14 protein-coding genes and 1 tRNA gene are annotated in these 14,866 nt (G+C 70.1%); 7 read left to right on the top strand and 8 right to left on the bottom strand.

Features of this window, described 5'->3' with window-relative positions; genetic code table 11:
- Positions 1–48 precede the first annotated feature (48 nt).
- Positions 49–888 carry an alpha/beta fold hydrolase gene (locus ABIC29_RS11290; RefSeq protein ID WP_116083860.1) on the top strand — a complete coding sequence of 280 codons (840 nt, stop codon included), beginning with the start codon at positions 49–51 and terminating at the stop codon, positions 886–888.
- A 58-nt stretch (positions 889–946) separates the two neighbouring features.
- Here ABIC29_RS11290 and ABIC29_RS11285 read toward each other — a convergent pair.
- Positions 947–1,036: transfer RNA gene (locus ABIC29_RS11285), tRNA-Ser, on the bottom strand.
- A 162-nt stretch (positions 1,037–1,198) separates the two neighbouring features.
- Between ABIC29_RS11285 and radA the strand changes: the two genes are divergently transcribed.
- Positions 1,199–2,560: a DNA repair protein RadA gene (gene radA, locus ABIC29_RS11280; protein ID WP_354245394.1), complete on the top strand. Its 1,362-nt coding sequence runs from the start codon at positions 1,199–1,201 to the stop codon at positions 2,558–2,560.
- Between the two features lie 134 nt (positions 2,561–2,694).
- On the opposite strand, the gene ABIC29_RS11275 is transcribed toward radA, so the two are convergent.
- Positions 2,695–3,114 (bottom strand): dehydrogenase, encoded by a 420-nt coding sequence (locus tag ABIC29_RS11275; protein ID WP_354245392.1) that lies wholly within the window; start codon positions 3,112–3,114, stop codon positions 2,695–2,697.
- A 157-nt stretch (positions 3,115–3,271) separates the two neighbouring features.
- Here ABIC29_RS11275 and ABIC29_RS11270 point away from each other — a divergent pair, with 157 nt between their 5' ends.
- Both ABIC29_RS11270 and ABIC29_RS11265 read left to right on the top strand, forming a co-directional pair.
- On the top strand, positions 3,272–3,433 hold the full coding sequence (locus ABIC29_RS11270) for a hypothetical protein (protein WP_199471651.1): 162 nt from the start codon (positions 3,272–3,274) through the stop codon (positions 3,431–3,433).
- Between the two features lie 49 nt (positions 3,434–3,482).
- Positions 3,483–4,619, top strand: coding sequence for a fatty acid desaturase family protein (locus tag ABIC29_RS11265; protein ID WP_502915478.1), 1,137 nt, complete (start codon positions 3,483–3,485; stop codon positions 4,617–4,619).
- A gap of 9 nt (positions 4,620–4,628) precedes the next feature.
- Here ABIC29_RS11265 and ABIC29_RS11260 read toward each other — a convergent pair whose 3' ends face one another.
- From ABIC29_RS11260 to ABIC29_RS11245, 4 genes are all read right to left on the bottom strand, one after another.
- Positions 4,629–5,261 (bottom strand): hypothetical protein, encoded by a 633-nt coding sequence (locus tag ABIC29_RS11260; protein ID WP_116083870.1) that lies wholly within the window; start codon positions 5,259–5,261, stop codon positions 4,629–4,631.
- 75 nt (positions 5,262–5,336) lie between these two features.
- Positions 5,337–5,843: an amino-acid N-acetyltransferase gene (locus tag ABIC29_RS11255; RefSeq protein WP_116083873.1), complete on the bottom strand. Its 507-nt coding sequence runs from the start codon at positions 5,841–5,843 to the stop codon at positions 5,337–5,339.
- Between the two features lie 119 nt (positions 5,844–5,962).
- Positions 5,963–6,172, bottom strand: coding sequence for a three-helix bundle dimerization domain-containing protein (locus tag ABIC29_RS11250; protein WP_116083875.1), 210 nt, complete (start codon positions 6,170–6,172; stop codon positions 5,963–5,965).
- A 163-nt stretch (positions 6,173–6,335) separates the two neighbouring features.
- On the bottom strand, positions 6,336–8,861 hold the full coding sequence (locus ABIC29_RS11245) for an ATP-dependent Clp protease ATP-binding subunit (RefSeq protein ID WP_116083877.1): 2,526 nt from the start codon (positions 8,859–8,861) through the stop codon (positions 6,336–6,338).
- 244 nt (positions 8,862–9,105) lie between these two features.
- Here ABIC29_RS11245 and ABIC29_RS11240 point away from each other — a divergent pair, with 244 nt between their 5' ends.
- On the top strand, positions 9,106–9,726 hold the full coding sequence (locus ABIC29_RS11240; protein WP_147309191.1) for a hypothetical protein: 621 nt from the start codon (positions 9,106–9,108) through the stop codon (positions 9,724–9,726).
- Positions 9,726–9,968, top strand: coding sequence for a helix-turn-helix domain-containing protein (locus ABIC29_RS11235; protein WP_116083883.1), 243 nt, complete (start codon positions 9,726–9,728; stop codon positions 9,966–9,968). The genes ABIC29_RS11240 and ABIC29_RS11235 overlap by 1 nt, the downstream gene beginning before the upstream one ends.
- Here the strand turns inward: ABIC29_RS11235 and ABIC29_RS11230 are convergent.
- Positions 9,961–10,431, bottom strand: a complete 471-nt coding sequence (locus ABIC29_RS11230; RefSeq protein ID WP_116083885.1) for a hypothetical protein — start codon at positions 10,429–10,431, stop codon at positions 9,961–9,963. The two genes, ABIC29_RS11235 and ABIC29_RS11230, sit on opposite strands and share 8 nt — an antisense overlap.
- 31 nt (positions 10,432–10,462) lie before the next feature.
- Here ABIC29_RS11230 and ABIC29_RS11225 point away from each other — a divergent pair, with 31 nt between their 5' ends.
- Positions 10,463–11,518 (top strand): pirin family protein, encoded by a 1,056-nt coding sequence (locus ABIC29_RS11225; RefSeq protein WP_116083888.1) that lies wholly within the window; start codon positions 10,463–10,465, stop codon positions 11,516–11,518.
- A 101-nt stretch (positions 11,519–11,619) separates the two neighbouring features.
- On the opposite strand, the gene ABIC29_RS11220 is transcribed toward ABIC29_RS11225, so the two are convergent.
- On the bottom strand, positions 11,620–14,712 hold the full coding sequence (locus tag ABIC29_RS11220) for a M14 family zinc carboxypeptidase (protein WP_354245385.1): 3,093 nt from the start codon (positions 14,710–14,712) through the stop codon (positions 11,620–11,622).
- Positions 14,713–14,866: the final 154 nt, after the last annotated feature.

Raw genomic sequence — 14,866 nt, 5'->3', positions numbered from 1 at the left:
CGTTCGCGGGCGTCCATCGCCGTCGCCCACCGATGCGAGGAGACCACCATGCCCACCACACCCGCCGGCGGTCGCAGGCGCCCGCTGCGCATCGCGCTCGCGCTCGCCGGCGCCGCCGCCCTGACCGCCGTATCGGTCGCGCTCCCGGCTTCGGCCGTCGAGGGCGCGCACCGCCCCGCGCCGGCCACGAAGCCGACCGTCGTGCTCGTGCACGGCGCCTTCGCCGATTCATCCGGCTGGAACCAGGTGACCGAGCGCCTGCAGAAGCGCGGCTACACCGTGCTCGCCGCCTCGAACCCGCTGCGCGGGCTCGCCGCGGACGCCGAGTACGTGAAGTCCATCCTCGCGACCATCCAAGGGCCCATCGTGCTCGTCGGCCACTCGTACGGCGGCGCGGTCATCACGAACGCCGCGACGGGCAACCCGAACGTCGTCTCGCTCGTCTACGTGGCCGCGTACGCCTTGGATGCGGGCGAGCGCCTCATCGACGCGAACGAGCTCGGCGGCGGTCACTCCGCGCTCGGCGACCACCTCGTGATCCGCCCGTACCCCGGTGCGCCGGAGGGCGACGCCGACGGGTACATCGATCCCGCGTTCTTCCGCGAGCTCTTCGCCGCCGACCTGCCGAAGAAGGACACGGCCGTGATGGCGGCATCGCAACGGCCGGCTGCCCTGCAGGCCCTGTTCACGCCGTCGGGCGAGCCCGCTTGGAAGACGATCCCGAGCTGGTACGTCGTCGCTTCGCAGGACAACACCATCCCGCCGGAGGCCGAGCGCGCGATGGCCGCGCGGGCCGGGTCGACGACGACCGAGATCCGCAGCTCGCACGTGGTCATGATGAGCCACCCGGGCGAGGTCGCCGACGTCATCCTCGACGCCGCGGAGTAGCCGGGTCGCGCTGCAACGGCGAACGCCCCGCCTCCCGGAGAGGAGGCGGGGCGTTCTGTGGCGGTACCGGTGGGATTTGAACCCACGGTGCGCTTTCACGCACACAACTTTTCGAGAGTTGCACCTTCGGCCGCTCGGACACGGTACCGAGGTCAATGCTAGACGACACTCTCGAATCGACCAAAACGAGCGGTCGGGCGAGCCGATCGACCTCGATCGCGGTGTCTCCCCCGACCCCGACGGCCCTCGGAGATTCGCGTCGCGCGGTGGCGTGCCGCCCGATGTCGGCGGCCCCACGTACCCTCGCACCATGGCCAAACCCGTCTCCGCGTTCCGTTGCACCGAATGCGGGTGGAGCACCGTCAAGTGGGTCGGCCGCTGCGCCGAGTGCCAGCAGTGGGGCACCGTCGTCGAGGCGGGCGGGCAGACGGGCATCACGCGCACGCTGAAGCCCGTCGCGATCGGCGCCTCGCAGGTCGCGCGCTCGATCACCGAGGTCATCACAGAAGAGCGCGGCCACTGGCCGAGCGGGGTCGGCGAGTTCGACCGCGTGCTCGGCGGCGGCATCGTGCCCGGCGCGGCGATCCTGCTGAGCGGCGAGCCCGGCGTCGGCAAGTCCACGCTGCTGCTGGATGTCGCGGCACGCGTCGCGGCATCCGGTCGACGCGTGCTCTACGTCAGCGCCGAAGAGTCGGTCGCCCAGGTGCGCCTTCGGGCCGGCCGAACGGGCGCGATGCAGCCCGAGCTCTTCCTCGCCGCCGAGACCGACCTCGCGACCGTCATCGGCCAGGTCGACGCGGTGCAGCCCGAGCTGCTCATCGTCGACTCCGTGCAGACCGTCACGAGCTCGCTGAACGACGGCATCGCCGGCCAGCCCGGCCAGGTGCGCGAGGTGGCCTCCACGCTCATTCGCCTCGCGAAGGAGCGAGAGCTGCCCGTGCTGCTCGTCGGGCACGTCACGAAAGACGGCACGATCGCGGGTCCGCGCCTGCTCGAGCATCTCGTCGACGTCGTCTGCCAGTTCGAGGGCGACCGGCAGACGGCGCTGCGCTTCGTGCGGGCACTCAAGAACCGGTTCGGCCCGACCGACGAGGTCGGCTGCTTCGAGATGACCGGCGACGGCATCAGCGAGGTGCCCGACCCGAGCGGGCTGTTCCTCAGCCGTGGCGCGGCCGTCAGCGGCACCTGCGTCACCGTCGCGCTCGAGGGGCGCCGCGCGCTGCCGGTCGAGGTGCAGGCGCTCGTCGTGGCGACCAAGGCCCCGCAGCCGCGTCGCGTGGTCAACGGGGTCGACCCCTCCCGGGTCGCGATGATCCTCGCCGTGCTCGAGCGCCGGGCCGGCCTCCGCCAGATCGGCGAGCACGACGTCTACGTCTCCACCGTCGGCGGCGTGCGCCTCATCGAGCCCGGGGCCGACCTCGCCATCGCCATCGCCATCGCGTCGGCCATGCGAGACCGCGCCGTGCCGCACGACCTCGCCGCCTTCGGCGAGATCAGCCTCGCCGGCGAGGTGCGCCCCGTGAGCTCGGCCAAGCAGCGCGGCAGCGAGGCGCGCCGACTCGGCTACACGACGATCCTCGACGTCGAGGCCGGCAGCGTGCAGGCCGCCGTCGGCCGGGCGCTGGCCGCCGCGACCACCGAGCGCGAACGCGAGCTCGACGCCGCGTTCTGACCCTCGCGCACCCGCCGCCCCTGCGACGACGAGCAACGCCGGGGGAGGAGATCGCTGTCTCCCGAGGGCCTTCGGCCGCGAACGTCCTCCGCTCGAGGCGTTCACCTCCGCAGGCGCCGATCAGCGCCGCGCGGTCACGCCTCGAGCGCCTTCAGCAGTTCGGCGGGCGGCGCCTGCATCGGGTGCGGCCCGGCGATGTCGAGGAAGACGGTCGTGATGGTCGACCCGTGGCGCTTCAGGAACGTGCGCAGCCATGCCGGGCTCTGCAGGCCAACGGCCGGCGGCAGGTTCTCGGGCTTGTTCGCCGCGTCGCTGAAGAGCAGCAGCGCGAGGTCGCCCGTGTTCGGGTCGCGGTAGGTCCACACCTCGCCGCCGTCGAGCGGCGCGTCGCGCGGCCCGGGCTTGATGAGCGGCACCACGGTGTTGCCGTGCCGCAGCGCGAGCGCGACGGCCGCGATGTCCTGCTTCTCGAGCGCCGTCGCGAGCGCTTCCGAGCGGAACTCCACCGGTCCCGCGCCCGTGCCCGACTTGCCCGACCTCTTGCGCTGCGCCATCCCCCCAGCGTACCCAGCGATGCCGAGCGGATGCCGCGTGGCCGCCTCCGAAGGGCATGCCCGCCTCCGTCGGAGGGAGCACACCACCACCCATGCGCCGCATGTGAGCTTGCTGCCAGTTCATGAGGATAGCTCACTCACGGCGTAGCCTGAGACCATGTGGACCGTGATCGTCATTCTCCTCGTCGCATGGGCGGTGCTGGCGATCGTCGGATTCGTCTTCGAAGGCCTCCTCTGGCTCGCAGTGATCGGGATCGTCCTCTTCATCGGCACGCTCGTCGTCGGCATCCTGAGACAACGCGTCCGACGATCGGTGTAGGTCCTGGTCTCCACGAGTGCCCGGAGACGGGCATCAGAGGAGGTGCGTCGTGTCCCTCGACGCAGGACGCGTGATCACGACCCATGGCAGACGGCCCGCAGGGCGGGATCCGGGTGCGAACAGCGATTTCACCGATCTCGCGAAGCTCGTGAGGTCGGCGGGGCTGATGCGCCGACGCTACGGCTACTACTGGACGAAGCTCTCCGCGGTGCCGCTGCTGATCGGCGGTGCCGTCGCCGTGTTCATCTGGATCGGCGACACGTGGTGGCAGCTGTTCACGGCGGCCGCCTTCGCGTTCCTCTTCACGCAGGTCGCCTTCCTCGGACATGACGCCGCGCACCGGCAGATCTTCCGCTCCGGCCGGTGGAACGACTGGATCAGCCTCATCCTCGGGGATCTCTTCGTGGGCATGAGCTACGGATGGTGGCAGCACAAGCACACCCGGCACCATGCGAACCCGAACCGGATCGGCTCGGACCCCGACATCGACCTGCCCGTGATCGCGTTCACGCCCACGCAGGCGCAGCGACACCGGCCGGCCGTCCTGCGGTGGACCATCGCGCACCAGGGCGCGTTCTTCTACCCGATCCTGCTGCTCGAGGGCCTCTCGTTGCACGCGTCGAGCGTGCACCGGGTGCTGCAGCGGGAGCACGTCGCGCGGCGGCCGGTCGAGATCGCCTTCCTCGCGATCCGCATCGTCGGGTACCTCGCGCTCGTGTTCCTCGTGCTCTCCCCCGGTGTCGCCGCCGTCTTCCTGACCGTCCAGCTCGGACTGTTCGGGTTCTACATGGGAGTGTCGTTCGCGCCGAACCACAAGGGGATGCCGATCGTGCCGGCCGGCATGAAGCTCGACTTCCTCCGTCGTCAGGCGCTCATGAGCCGGAACATCCGCGGCAATCGAGTGCTCGACTTCGCGATGGGCGGGCTCAACTACCAGATCGAACACCACCTCTTCCCATCGATGCCCCGACCGCACCTGCGGCGCGCCGCGCCGATGATCGCGCAGTACCTGCGCGAGCGCGAGGTGCCGTACACGCAGACCACGCTCTGGCAGTCGTACGCCATCGTGTTCCGGTACATCAACCGGGTCGGCCTCGGCGAGCGGGATCCCTTCGAGTGCCCGCTCCTCGCCCAACGGCAGAGCCCCGGCATCGAGCAGCCCGCGACGGGCGGTCGGATCGCCTGACGGCTCAGGTCAGTACAGCTGGAACTGCTTCGTCAGGTCGTCGTTCTCGAACCCGTCGACCGAGACCGAGAGGTGGTACGACGCGCCGCCCGCCGGCACCGTCTCGCGCCCGCCCTCGCACGTGTCTGGCGTCGAGCGCGTGCGGTCCCACAGGATCGGGGCCGCCGAGCTCACCGGCGTGCCGGGCGTCAGCGAGACCTCGGCGTCGACCGGGTCGGTCTGGCAGTCGGTCGAGATCCAGTACTGCTCCTCGCCGCTGGTCACGGTGAACACCTGCGCGGCGGTTCCGGCGTTCAGCACGCAGACGTTGCGACCGGTGTTCGTGATGGAGACCGTGAACTGCGGCTGCTCCCCCGCCTCGTACACCGTCTTGTCGGTGACCGGTTCGACGGTGATCTGCTCGGGCGAGCAGGGGTCTCCGTCGGCCGCGACGGCTTCGGTCGGGATCGTCGTGGCCGGCGGCGTCGGCGTCGAACTCTCGGGTGCGCCCGACGTGTCGGGTTCGCCCTGGGCCCCGCCCGGGCGCACGATGATGAGCACGACGGCGACGACCACGGCGATGAGCCCGAGCAGCACCACCAGCCGTCGCCGACGGTACACCTGCGGCGATTGCCGTCGTGCCGGTGTCTGGTTCGTCGACATGCTCACAGGGTACGACCGGGCGACGGATGCCGGTGGCGCGCGCCCGGCGTGCCGAAATGCCCGATCACGCGCCGTTCAGAGGGTCTTCAGCATGCGCGTGTTGCCGAGGGTGTTCTGCTTCACCCGCGCGAGGTCGAGGAACTCGGCGACGCCGTCGTCGTGGGAGCGCACGAGCTCGGCGTAGACCTCGGGTGCGACGGTCTCGGCTCCCATGTCGACGAAGCCGTGGCGGGCGAAGAAGTCGACCTCGAACGTGAGGCAGAACAGCCGGCTGAGCCCGAGTTCGCGAGCATCGGCGACGAGCCGGTCGACGATCGCGTGGCCCACTCCGTGTCCGAGCCAGGCGTCGGCGACCACGAGGGTGCGCACCTCGCCGAGGTCCTCCCACATGGCGTGCAGCGCGCCCGCCCCGACGACCTGGCCGGTCTCGGTGAGTTCGGCCACGCGGAACTCCTGGATCGCGCCGTACAGGTCGACGCGCTCCTTGCCGAGCAGGATGCGTCGGGCCACGAGCGGCTCGACGAGCGCGATGATGTGCGGCACGTCGCTGGTGCGCGCCGGGCGCACCCTGAACTGGGTCATCCGTTCATCGTATTCCGCTGACAGGGCCGGGCCCGCCGCAGGCCACCGGCATCCGAGGCGGCACGGCGGTCGGCACCACGGACGGATGGCGCAGGCGGCCGGGTCCCTCGTCGATCGCGTCAGGCGACGACGAGTCGCTTCACCCGCTTCTTGGCGCTCTTCTCGATGAGCACGGGCACGAAGTCGCGCACCGGCCGGCCGTCGAGCTGGCCGTACTCATCGGCGACGATGCGCTCGATCTCGGCCCGCTCGACCGATGGATACTTCTCGGCGAGACGATCGACCACCTCGGCGACGGCGTGCTCCTCGGACACCTGCTTCTTCTCCATGAGGGGATGATACGACGGCGAGGCGTCACGAGGCTGGGTGAATCGAACCTCGCTGCCGAACAGCCGGAAAACGTTGTCGTGCATGATCCCGGAGACGACGCAGGGGCCGGACCCGAAGGTCCGACCCCTGCGCGGAGCGGATGCCGCATCGCGGCCGGTGCGACTACTCCGACGTGACCGCGAGGTCGGGCGTCGCCGGCCCGGTGCCGATGGCGGCTCCGGTGTTGACGCCGATGCCGACCGGCAGCGCGCGCTGCGTCGTCGTGAAGACGAACTTGCCGTCGAGGAAGTCGACGTGCACGTGGTCGCCCGCGTTGAGCTCGCCGTGCAGGATGCGCTCCGACAGTGCGTCTTCGACCTCGCGCTGGACGGCGCGGCGCAGCGGGCGGGCGCCCAGTGCCGGGTCGTAGCCGAGCTCGATGAGCCGCTCCTTGGCGGGCGTCGTCAGCTCGACCGTCATGTCGCGGTCGAGCATGCGGTCGCTGAGGCGCTTGACGAACAGGTCGACGATCTGCAGCAGTTCGGGCTTGGAGAGCTGCGGGAACACGATGATCTCGTCGACGCGGTTCAGGAACTCGGGCTTGAAGTGCTTCTTCAGCTCCTCCTTCACCTTGCCGCGCATGAGGTCGTAGCCCGTGCGCGTGTCGCCCTCGAGCGCGAAGCCCACGGGGCCGCTCGAGATGTCCTTCGTGCCGAGGTTCGTCGTCATGATGATGACGGTGTTCTTGAAGTCGACCACGCGACCCTGGCCGTCGGTCAGGCGACCCTCTTCGAGGATCTGCAGGAGCGAGTTGAAGATGTCGGGGTGGGCCTTCTCGATCTCGTCGAAGAGCACGACCGAGAACGGCTTGCGACGCACCTTCTCGGTGAGCTGGCCGCCCTCTTCGAAGCCGACGAACCCGGGAGGGGCGCCGAACAGGCGGGACACGGTGTGCTTCTCGCCGTACTCCGACATGTCGAGCGAGATCATGGCGGCCTCGTCGTCGAAGAGGAACTCCGCGAGCGCCTTCGCGAGCTCGGTCTTGCCGACGCCCGTGGGGCCGGCGAAGATGAACGAGCCGGAGGGGCGATGCGGGTCCTTCAGGCCGGCGCGGGTGCGACGGATCGTCTTCGACAGGGCGGAGATCGCCTCCTCCTGGCCGATGACGCGCTCGTGCAGCGCCTTCTCCATGAAGACGAGGCGCGAGGACTCCTCTTCGGTGAGCTTGAAGACGGGGATGCCGGTGGCCTGCGCGAGCACCTCGGCGATCAGGCCCTCGTCGACGACCGCGGTGGTCTTGACGTCGCCGGCCTTCCACTGCTTCTCGAGGCGCAGACGCTCACCGAGGAGGTTCTTCTCCTCGTCGCGGAGCGAGGCGGCCTTCTCGAAGTCCTGCTCCTCGATCGCGGTCTCCTTGGCGGCGCGCACGACGGCGATCTTCTCGTCGAACTCGCGCAGCTCGGGCGGCGACGAGAGGATCGACAGGCGCAGGCGGGCGCCGGCCTCGTCGATCAGGTCGATCGCCTTGTCCGGCAGGAAGCGGTCGCTGATGTAGCGGTCGGCGAGGTTCGCCGCAGCCACGATGGCGCCGTCGGTGATGGACACCTTGTGGTGCGCCTCGTAGCGGTCGCGCAGCCCCTTGAGGATGTTGATCGCGTGGGGCAGCGACGGCTCCTGCACCTGGATCGGCTGGAAGCGACGCTCGAGCGCGGCATCCTTCTCGAAGTGCTTGCGGTACTCGTCGAGCGTGGTGGCGCCGATGGTCTGCAGCTCGCCGCGCGCGAGGAGCGGCTTCAGGATCGAGGCGGCGTCGATCGCGCCCTCGGCGGCACCGGCACCCACGAGCGTGTGGATCTCGTCGATGAAGACGATGATGTCGCCGCGCGTGCGGATCTCCTTCGTGACCTTCTTCAGGCGCTCCTCGAAGTCGCCGCGGTAGCGGCTGCCGGCGATGAGCGAACCGAGGTCGAGCGAGTAGAGCTGCTTGTCCTTCAGCGTCTCGGGGACCTCGTTCTTGACGATGGCCTGCGCGAGTCCCTCGACGACGGCGGTCTTGCCGACGCCGGGCTCGCCGATCAGCACGGGGTTGTTCTTGGAGCGGCGCGAGAGGATCTGCATGACCCGCTCGATCTCCTTCTCGCGGCCGATCACGGGGTCGAGCTTGGACTCGCGAGCGGCCTGCGTGAGGTTGCGGCCGAACTGGTCGAGGATCTGCGAGCCGCCCTGGGGCTGCTGCTGGTCGTTCGCCCCGACCTGCACCTGCTCCTTGCCCTGGTAACCCGAGAGCAGCTGGATGACCTGCTGGCGCACGCGGTTGAGGTCGGCGCCGAGCTTGACGAGCACCTGGGCTGCGACGCCCTCGCCCTCGCGGATCAGGCCGAGGAGGATGTGCTCGGTGCCGATGTAGTTGTGGCCGAGCTGCAGCGCCTCGCGGAGCGAGAGCTCGAGCACCTTCTTGGCGCGCGGCGTGAACGGGATGTGCCCCGTCGGCTGCTGCTGGCCCTGGCCAATGATGTCCTGCACCTGCTCGCGCACCGCGTCGAGCGAGATGCCGAGCGATTCGAGCGCCTTGGCGGCGACGCCTTCACCCTCGTGGATGAGCCCGAGCAGGATGTGCTCGGTGCCGATGTAGTTGTGGTTGAGCATCTTGGCCTCTTCTTGGGCCAGGACGACGACACGACGGGCTCGGTCGGTGAATCTCTCGAACATGCTCTACTCCTCTCGACCCCTCAGGGCAGGGGGCGCCGATACATCGAGCGTAAACACTCCGGATGCCGCGTGGGCCGGTGTTCGCCGTGGGCGCATCGCCGCGACCTCCGATGTCGCCGAGCTCGAGCGGGCGGATGCCGTGTGGCCGATGCCGTGGGAATCGCGGCCGCGGGTTGACAGCTGCACCGGACCCTGCCTACCGTATCGATATTCGTTGTTATCGATAATCGATATGGAGCACGCGATGACCGCCAGGACCGAGCAGTACCGACCCAGCCGCAGCGACCTCGCGGGCATGTGGATGTTCCTCGTCGCGGGGGCGATCATCGCCCTGTGGGCCGTCGCCGGATCCGTGCTGCGCATCATCGAGGTGCTGCCGAACCACGACGTGCAGGTTCCCGCCGAGTTCGCCGGAACCGTCGCCGAGGCTCCGATCGGCCCCGACGGCGCGTCCGTGCCCGTGGCGCTCGACCGGGCGACCATCACCGCCGAGACGCTGCCGGCGCTCTCGCTCGCCTCGCTCGTCATCGAGCAGGTCGTCGCGGCCGCCACGGTCGTCGTGGTCGTCGCCTGCCTCGTGATGCTCAGCTGGTCGGTCATGCGGGGCCGCGTCTTCAGCCGTCGCAACACGACGCTCGTGACGATCGCTGGCTTCACGGGGCTCCTCGGCTACGCCGCCGTGCCGTTCTTCGCGAACATGGCCGCCAACGGCGCCTTCGCCCGCATCAGCGAGCACACGTTCGACAACGTCGTCATGTCCGTCGACCTGGCGCCGCTGATGCTGCTCGGGTTCATCGCCGCCCTCGCCGCCGTGGTGTTCTCGATCGGCGACCGGATGCGCCGCGACACCGAGGGGCTCGTCTGATGACGCCCGCCGAACCCGACGAGGCGTCCGATGTGCACTGCCGGCTCGACGAGCTGCTCGAGGCGCGGGGGCTGACGCTCGCGAGGCTCAGCGAGCTCGTGGGCGTCTCGGTCGTCAACCTCAGCGTGCTGAAGAACGACCGGGCGCGAGCCATCCGCTTCTCGACGCTCCAGGCGATCTGCGAGGCACTCGACTGCGAGATCGGCGACCTGCTGGTGCGCCGCCCGCGTCGGACTACTTGACCGGGACCGTGACCGACTGGTCGCCGACCTCGACCACGAGGGGCTCGGTCGTGGTCACGAACACCGGGGTCCAGAAGACGGTGGTGTGCGGCACGAAGTCCATCGTGCAGACCTGGTCGGCCGGGATCTCGGCGACGTCGACCGAGACGGTGTTGCCCTCACCGGCGGGCTCGACGACGTTGATGCGCGTGCCGACGGGCGGGCAGGTCGAGCTGCCCGAGATCGTGACGGCGAGCTGGCCGCCCTGTCCGACCCACTCGGCCGACAGTCCCTCGGTGGCCGACTCCTCGTCGGCGACGACCTCGTCGTCGCCGGTGCCCTCTTCGCCTGCATGGTCGCTCACGGGCATGCCGGAGAAGCTCTCGATCGCACGAGGGCTGGGGTTGCACGCGGAGAGCAGGAACACGGATGCCACGGCCACGGCCGCAAGGCCTGCACGACGAAGGGTGAGGGAGGAGTGCATGCCGTAATGGTATCGGGTCTAGCATGCGGGCATGAGCAATCTCGAGCGTGATCCCGTCGAGCTCGTGTGCCCGCCTGAGGCGCCGGGCCCCGCGCAGATCACGGTGCTCCAGCCACGCGACGTCCCGCTCGGCGGGCCACGGGCGATGAACGTCCGCCGCACGCTGCCCCAGCGCGGCCGCACGACCATCGGGGCCTGGTGCTTCGCCGACCACTACGGTCCCGACGAGGTCGCATCCTCCGGCGGCATGGTCGTGCCCCCGCACCCGCACACCGGCCTGCAGACCGTGAGCTGGCTCTTCGAGGGCGAGATCGAGCACCGTGACAGCACCGGCAGCGCCGAGCTCGTGCGCCCCGGCGCCGTGAACCTGATGACCGCTGGGCGCGGCATCGCCCACTCCGAGGTCTCGACGGCCGAGACGACGCGCCTGCACGGCGTGCAGCTCTGGGTCGCGCTTCCGGATGCCGCGCGCGACGTCGCGCCCTTCTTCGAGCATTCCGAGACCACGCCCGTCGAGGTCGACGACGCCGTCGTGCGCGTGTTCGCCGGGTCGCTCCCCGGCATCGACGCCGAGGCATCCGTCACGGTCTTCACGCCGCTCGTCGGCGCGCAGATCGAGCTGCCGGCCGGCGGCGAGGCCTGGATCGAGCTCGACCCCGCGTTCGAGCACGGCCTGCTCGTCGACCGGGGTCCCGTGACCGCGACGATCGCGGCGCTCGAGAGCGAGCCGGACGCCGCGCCCGCCGACGTCGATCCCCTCGCGGTCGCCGGCCACACCACGCACCTCGCGGCCAACGAGCTCGGGTACGTGGCGCTCGGCCACGAGGGCGTGCGCCTCCGCGCGGGCGAGCACGAACCCGCGCGCGTGATCCTCATCGGCGGCGTGCCGTTCGGCGAGGAGCTCGTCATGTGGTGGAACTTCATCGGGCGCACCCACGACGAGATCGCCGAGTTCCGGCGCGAGTGGCAGGCCGACGTCATCGCGCGCGGCGACGCCGACGGCCGTTTCGGCCGCGTCGACGGCTACGACGGCGACGCGCTGCCGGCGCCCGAGCTGCCGACCGTGCGGCTGAAGCCGCGCGCGTAGCGTCTCGTGACGGCCGCGCGCTGCCGGCTCGAACGAACGCCGAACGCCGCGGGCGACGATGCTCGCGCATCGCGCCCGCGGCGCCCGTCGATCCCGACCCGCTACTCGGGGACGGAACCACCTCGACGACGGCGCGCGATCAGCAGGACTGCCGCGCCGAGCAGGAGCGCGCCTGCGCCGATGCCGATCGGCAGGGCGATCGACATGCCGGTGTCGGCCAGGTCGCCGACGGAGCCGGCACTCGCCGTCCCGGAATCGCCGCCCGAGCCGTCACCCGGAGCGCCCGAGCCGGGGTCCACCGGCGTCTCCGTGCCGCCGGGCACCTCGGGCTCGACGACCGCGGTCACCGTGAAGTCATCCCAGCCGAAGAGCGCACCCGACTCGGTGACGAGCGCAAGGCGGTGCGTACCCGGCTCGGTGTCCGCCGGGATGGTCACCTCGAAGCCGCCGCCCTCGACGGTCTTCGTCCCGAGCTGGACCGGAGTCGAGAACAGCACGGTCCGGAACGCAGCACCCTCGTGGTCGCCCTCGAGCGTGACGCGCGCCGTCGTGCCGGCCTCGACGGAATCGGGCAGCGACACCCCGCCGCGCGTCTCGTCGGTGAGGTCCTCCTCGATGACGGGCCCGACGACCGCCTCTCCGGCATCCGCGACCCAGTACAGGCTGCGGGCGATCGACGGGTAGGACCCGACGGGGTGGGTGCGGAAGTTCACCGAGGTCCCGAGCATGGCCAGACGCGAGCCGCTGTCGGCCGTCGCGGTCACGATCGAGGCCTGACCCGCGGCATCCGTCGTCGAACGACCGTCGCTGGCGGCCCAGTGACCGGAGACGAACGTGTCGGTGGCGGCGTAGGTCTGCTCGACCTCGGCGTTCTCGCCGAGCCCGCCGTACCAGACGGCCGGGTAGACGAAGGCCGTGTCCTGCGCGTACGTCGAGAGCAGCCCGGACTCGGTGTCGGTCACGTGCACGATGCCGTTCGAGCCGCTCGTGCCGCTCGTCGCGGTGACGCTGGTGAGCCCGAAGGTGTTCGCGAACGCGGCGATCGCGGTGCCCTTGCCGGCCACGCCCTTGCCCGCTGCGACGAACTCCTGGACCTTCGCGGCCCCGGCGGCGTTCGCGCCCGTGAAGGCGAGGTTGCCGCCGACCCAGAGCACATCGGTCGTTGACAGGTCGACGGCGCCGGACGTGATGGTCGCCGCCGTGACCGGCACGATGTCGGTGAACCCCAGCCGCTGCAGCGTGACGCGGTCGTCCTGCGTGCCCGAGTAGGCGACGGTGAGGTCGTCCAGGCCGACGCTCGGCTCCTGACGCAGACGGAGGCCGTCGGACGCCGTGAACACCACGCCGTAGGCATCGGCGACCACCTGTGCGGCATCCCGAGACGAACCGGCGACGATGACGCTGCCGTCCTCGAACTGCGAGACCGGCACCCCGGCGTCGAGCAGTGCGTTGATCGCCTGGTACTCGGCGGCACCGGGCGTCGCGAGCTCGAGGAAGTCGCCCTCGGCGGGGACCGCACCGGTGGGTGCCGACTCCTCGACGGCCTCGACCGGCATCGGCAGGTCGGCATCCGTCGTGGTGCCGAAGTCGATCACGTCGGCACCCCAGAGCAGTGCGAGGCTCCATGCCGAGATGTCGTACATGTCGGGCACGCGCTCGGAGATGTCGGTTCCCTCGTCGAGCAGCACGTTCGCCATGCCGCGCAACGGCTGGTGCATGTCGACGACGTAGCTGCCCGCCGGGTACTCGACACCGTCGATCGTGAACGCGGCGGTGGCACGCGACACCTCGACGCCGTTCGCGATGAGCTGGTCGACGAGTCGCGCCGCATCGGTGGTCGAGCGCTGGACGTCGCCCATGGGGACCACGTACCCGCGGGGGAACTCGGCGCGGTAGACGTCGGTCTCGTCCCAGATCTCGGCCCACTGGTCGGGGCCGGGGACCGTCGCGGGGTCGGCGCCGACCTCGATCGTGCGCAGTTCCTCGCCCGCGTCACCGCGTCGGAAGATCTCGATCTGGTTCTCGAGCAGCGCCTCGGCGTTGTCGACGACGTAGTCGACCGAGGTCTCGATCACGAGCTCGGCGACCTCGACGTTGACCAGGGTGTTCGCCTGGTTCTGCGCGGCGTTGTTCGTGCGGCCGAGCGGGAGCTCGACGGTGTTCGTGATCGCGCCCTGGTAGGCGATGAACTGGGGCGTGAAGATCGGGGGCCAGTCGTCCCAGCCCGAGCGGATGTCGCGGTAGGGGATCTTCACCTTGCCGGTGTTCGTGGTGGTCGCACCGCCGTTCTCGGCCAGGTACGTGTTGCCGGGGATGTTCGCCTCGACGACGGCATCCTCGATCGCGAGTGCGGCCTCGTAGGCGTGCGGCAGGAACAGGTCGTACTCGTAGTTCTCGCCGTGGGGAGGACCGCACGGTTCGATCTGGAGCACGTTCGTGTACCCGTGCAGGTCGACGTAGAACGTGGGCTGGATGACGCCGGAGAGATCGCGAATGATGCGGGCCTCGGGGGTCACGCCCGTGATCATGTCGCGGTTGGCGTCGAAGCCGTCGCCGTTCGCGCGCTGACCGAGCGCGCGGCCGTCGGGGTTGTTCGTGACGGTGAAGTAGAGGCGGTAGCCGTCGAGGACGTCGGCGACCTCCTCGGCCGGCGCCGTCGCGAGGTGCTCGATGTACGGCAGGACGCCGTCGGTGCCCTCCCACTCGTTGCCGTGGATGTTCGCGTTGAACCAGATCGGCACCTTGTAGCCCGCCATGAGCTCGGCGTCGGCGGCGGCTCCGGCCGCGTCGTGCTTGATCTCGTCGCGCCATGCCGCCTGCTGTGCGGTCTGCTCCGGCGTCTCGGGCGCGGTGATCGTGACGAGGTGGATGTCACGTCCGAGCACCGACTGGCCGACGACCTGGGCGGAGATGCGATCGCTCTGCTCCATGAGGGCGTTCAATCGGGGGGCGATCTCGTCGTAGGGCACGGCCCCTCGCGCGATCGACGCGTCGTCGGAGTTGTCGGCGGGGACCGCGAGGGTCGTCTGGCTCGGGTACGACGACGGCGCCGCCACGAGCGAGGAGATGGGGTACGAGATCGGAAGGGCATCCGGTGACGGCGTCGCGGCGACGGCCGGTGCGGTTGTGGTGACGAGGGTCGCGCCGATGATGGCGGCCACCCCGACACCGGAGAGGACGTGTCTGAACGTCATGGTGCTCCAGTTCGAGTGCGAGGTCGAGAGGGTCGGCGCTGGGTCGCAGGCGCACCGTGGAACCCGCACGCCGTCAGGGTGGCAACGATCGTGCGTGATACCGAGTCTTTCACGCAGGAATAGCGCGACATTCTTCATGAAGCGCAGAAATCCT

This window comes from Agromyces sp. PvR057 (assembly GCF_040547485.1).
GTDB lineage: Bacteria > Actinomycetota > Actinomycetes > Actinomycetales > Microbacteriaceae > Agromyces.
The sequence above is the reverse complement of the archived record's forward strand: the minus strand, read 5'-3'. Positions and strand labels throughout refer to the sequence as shown.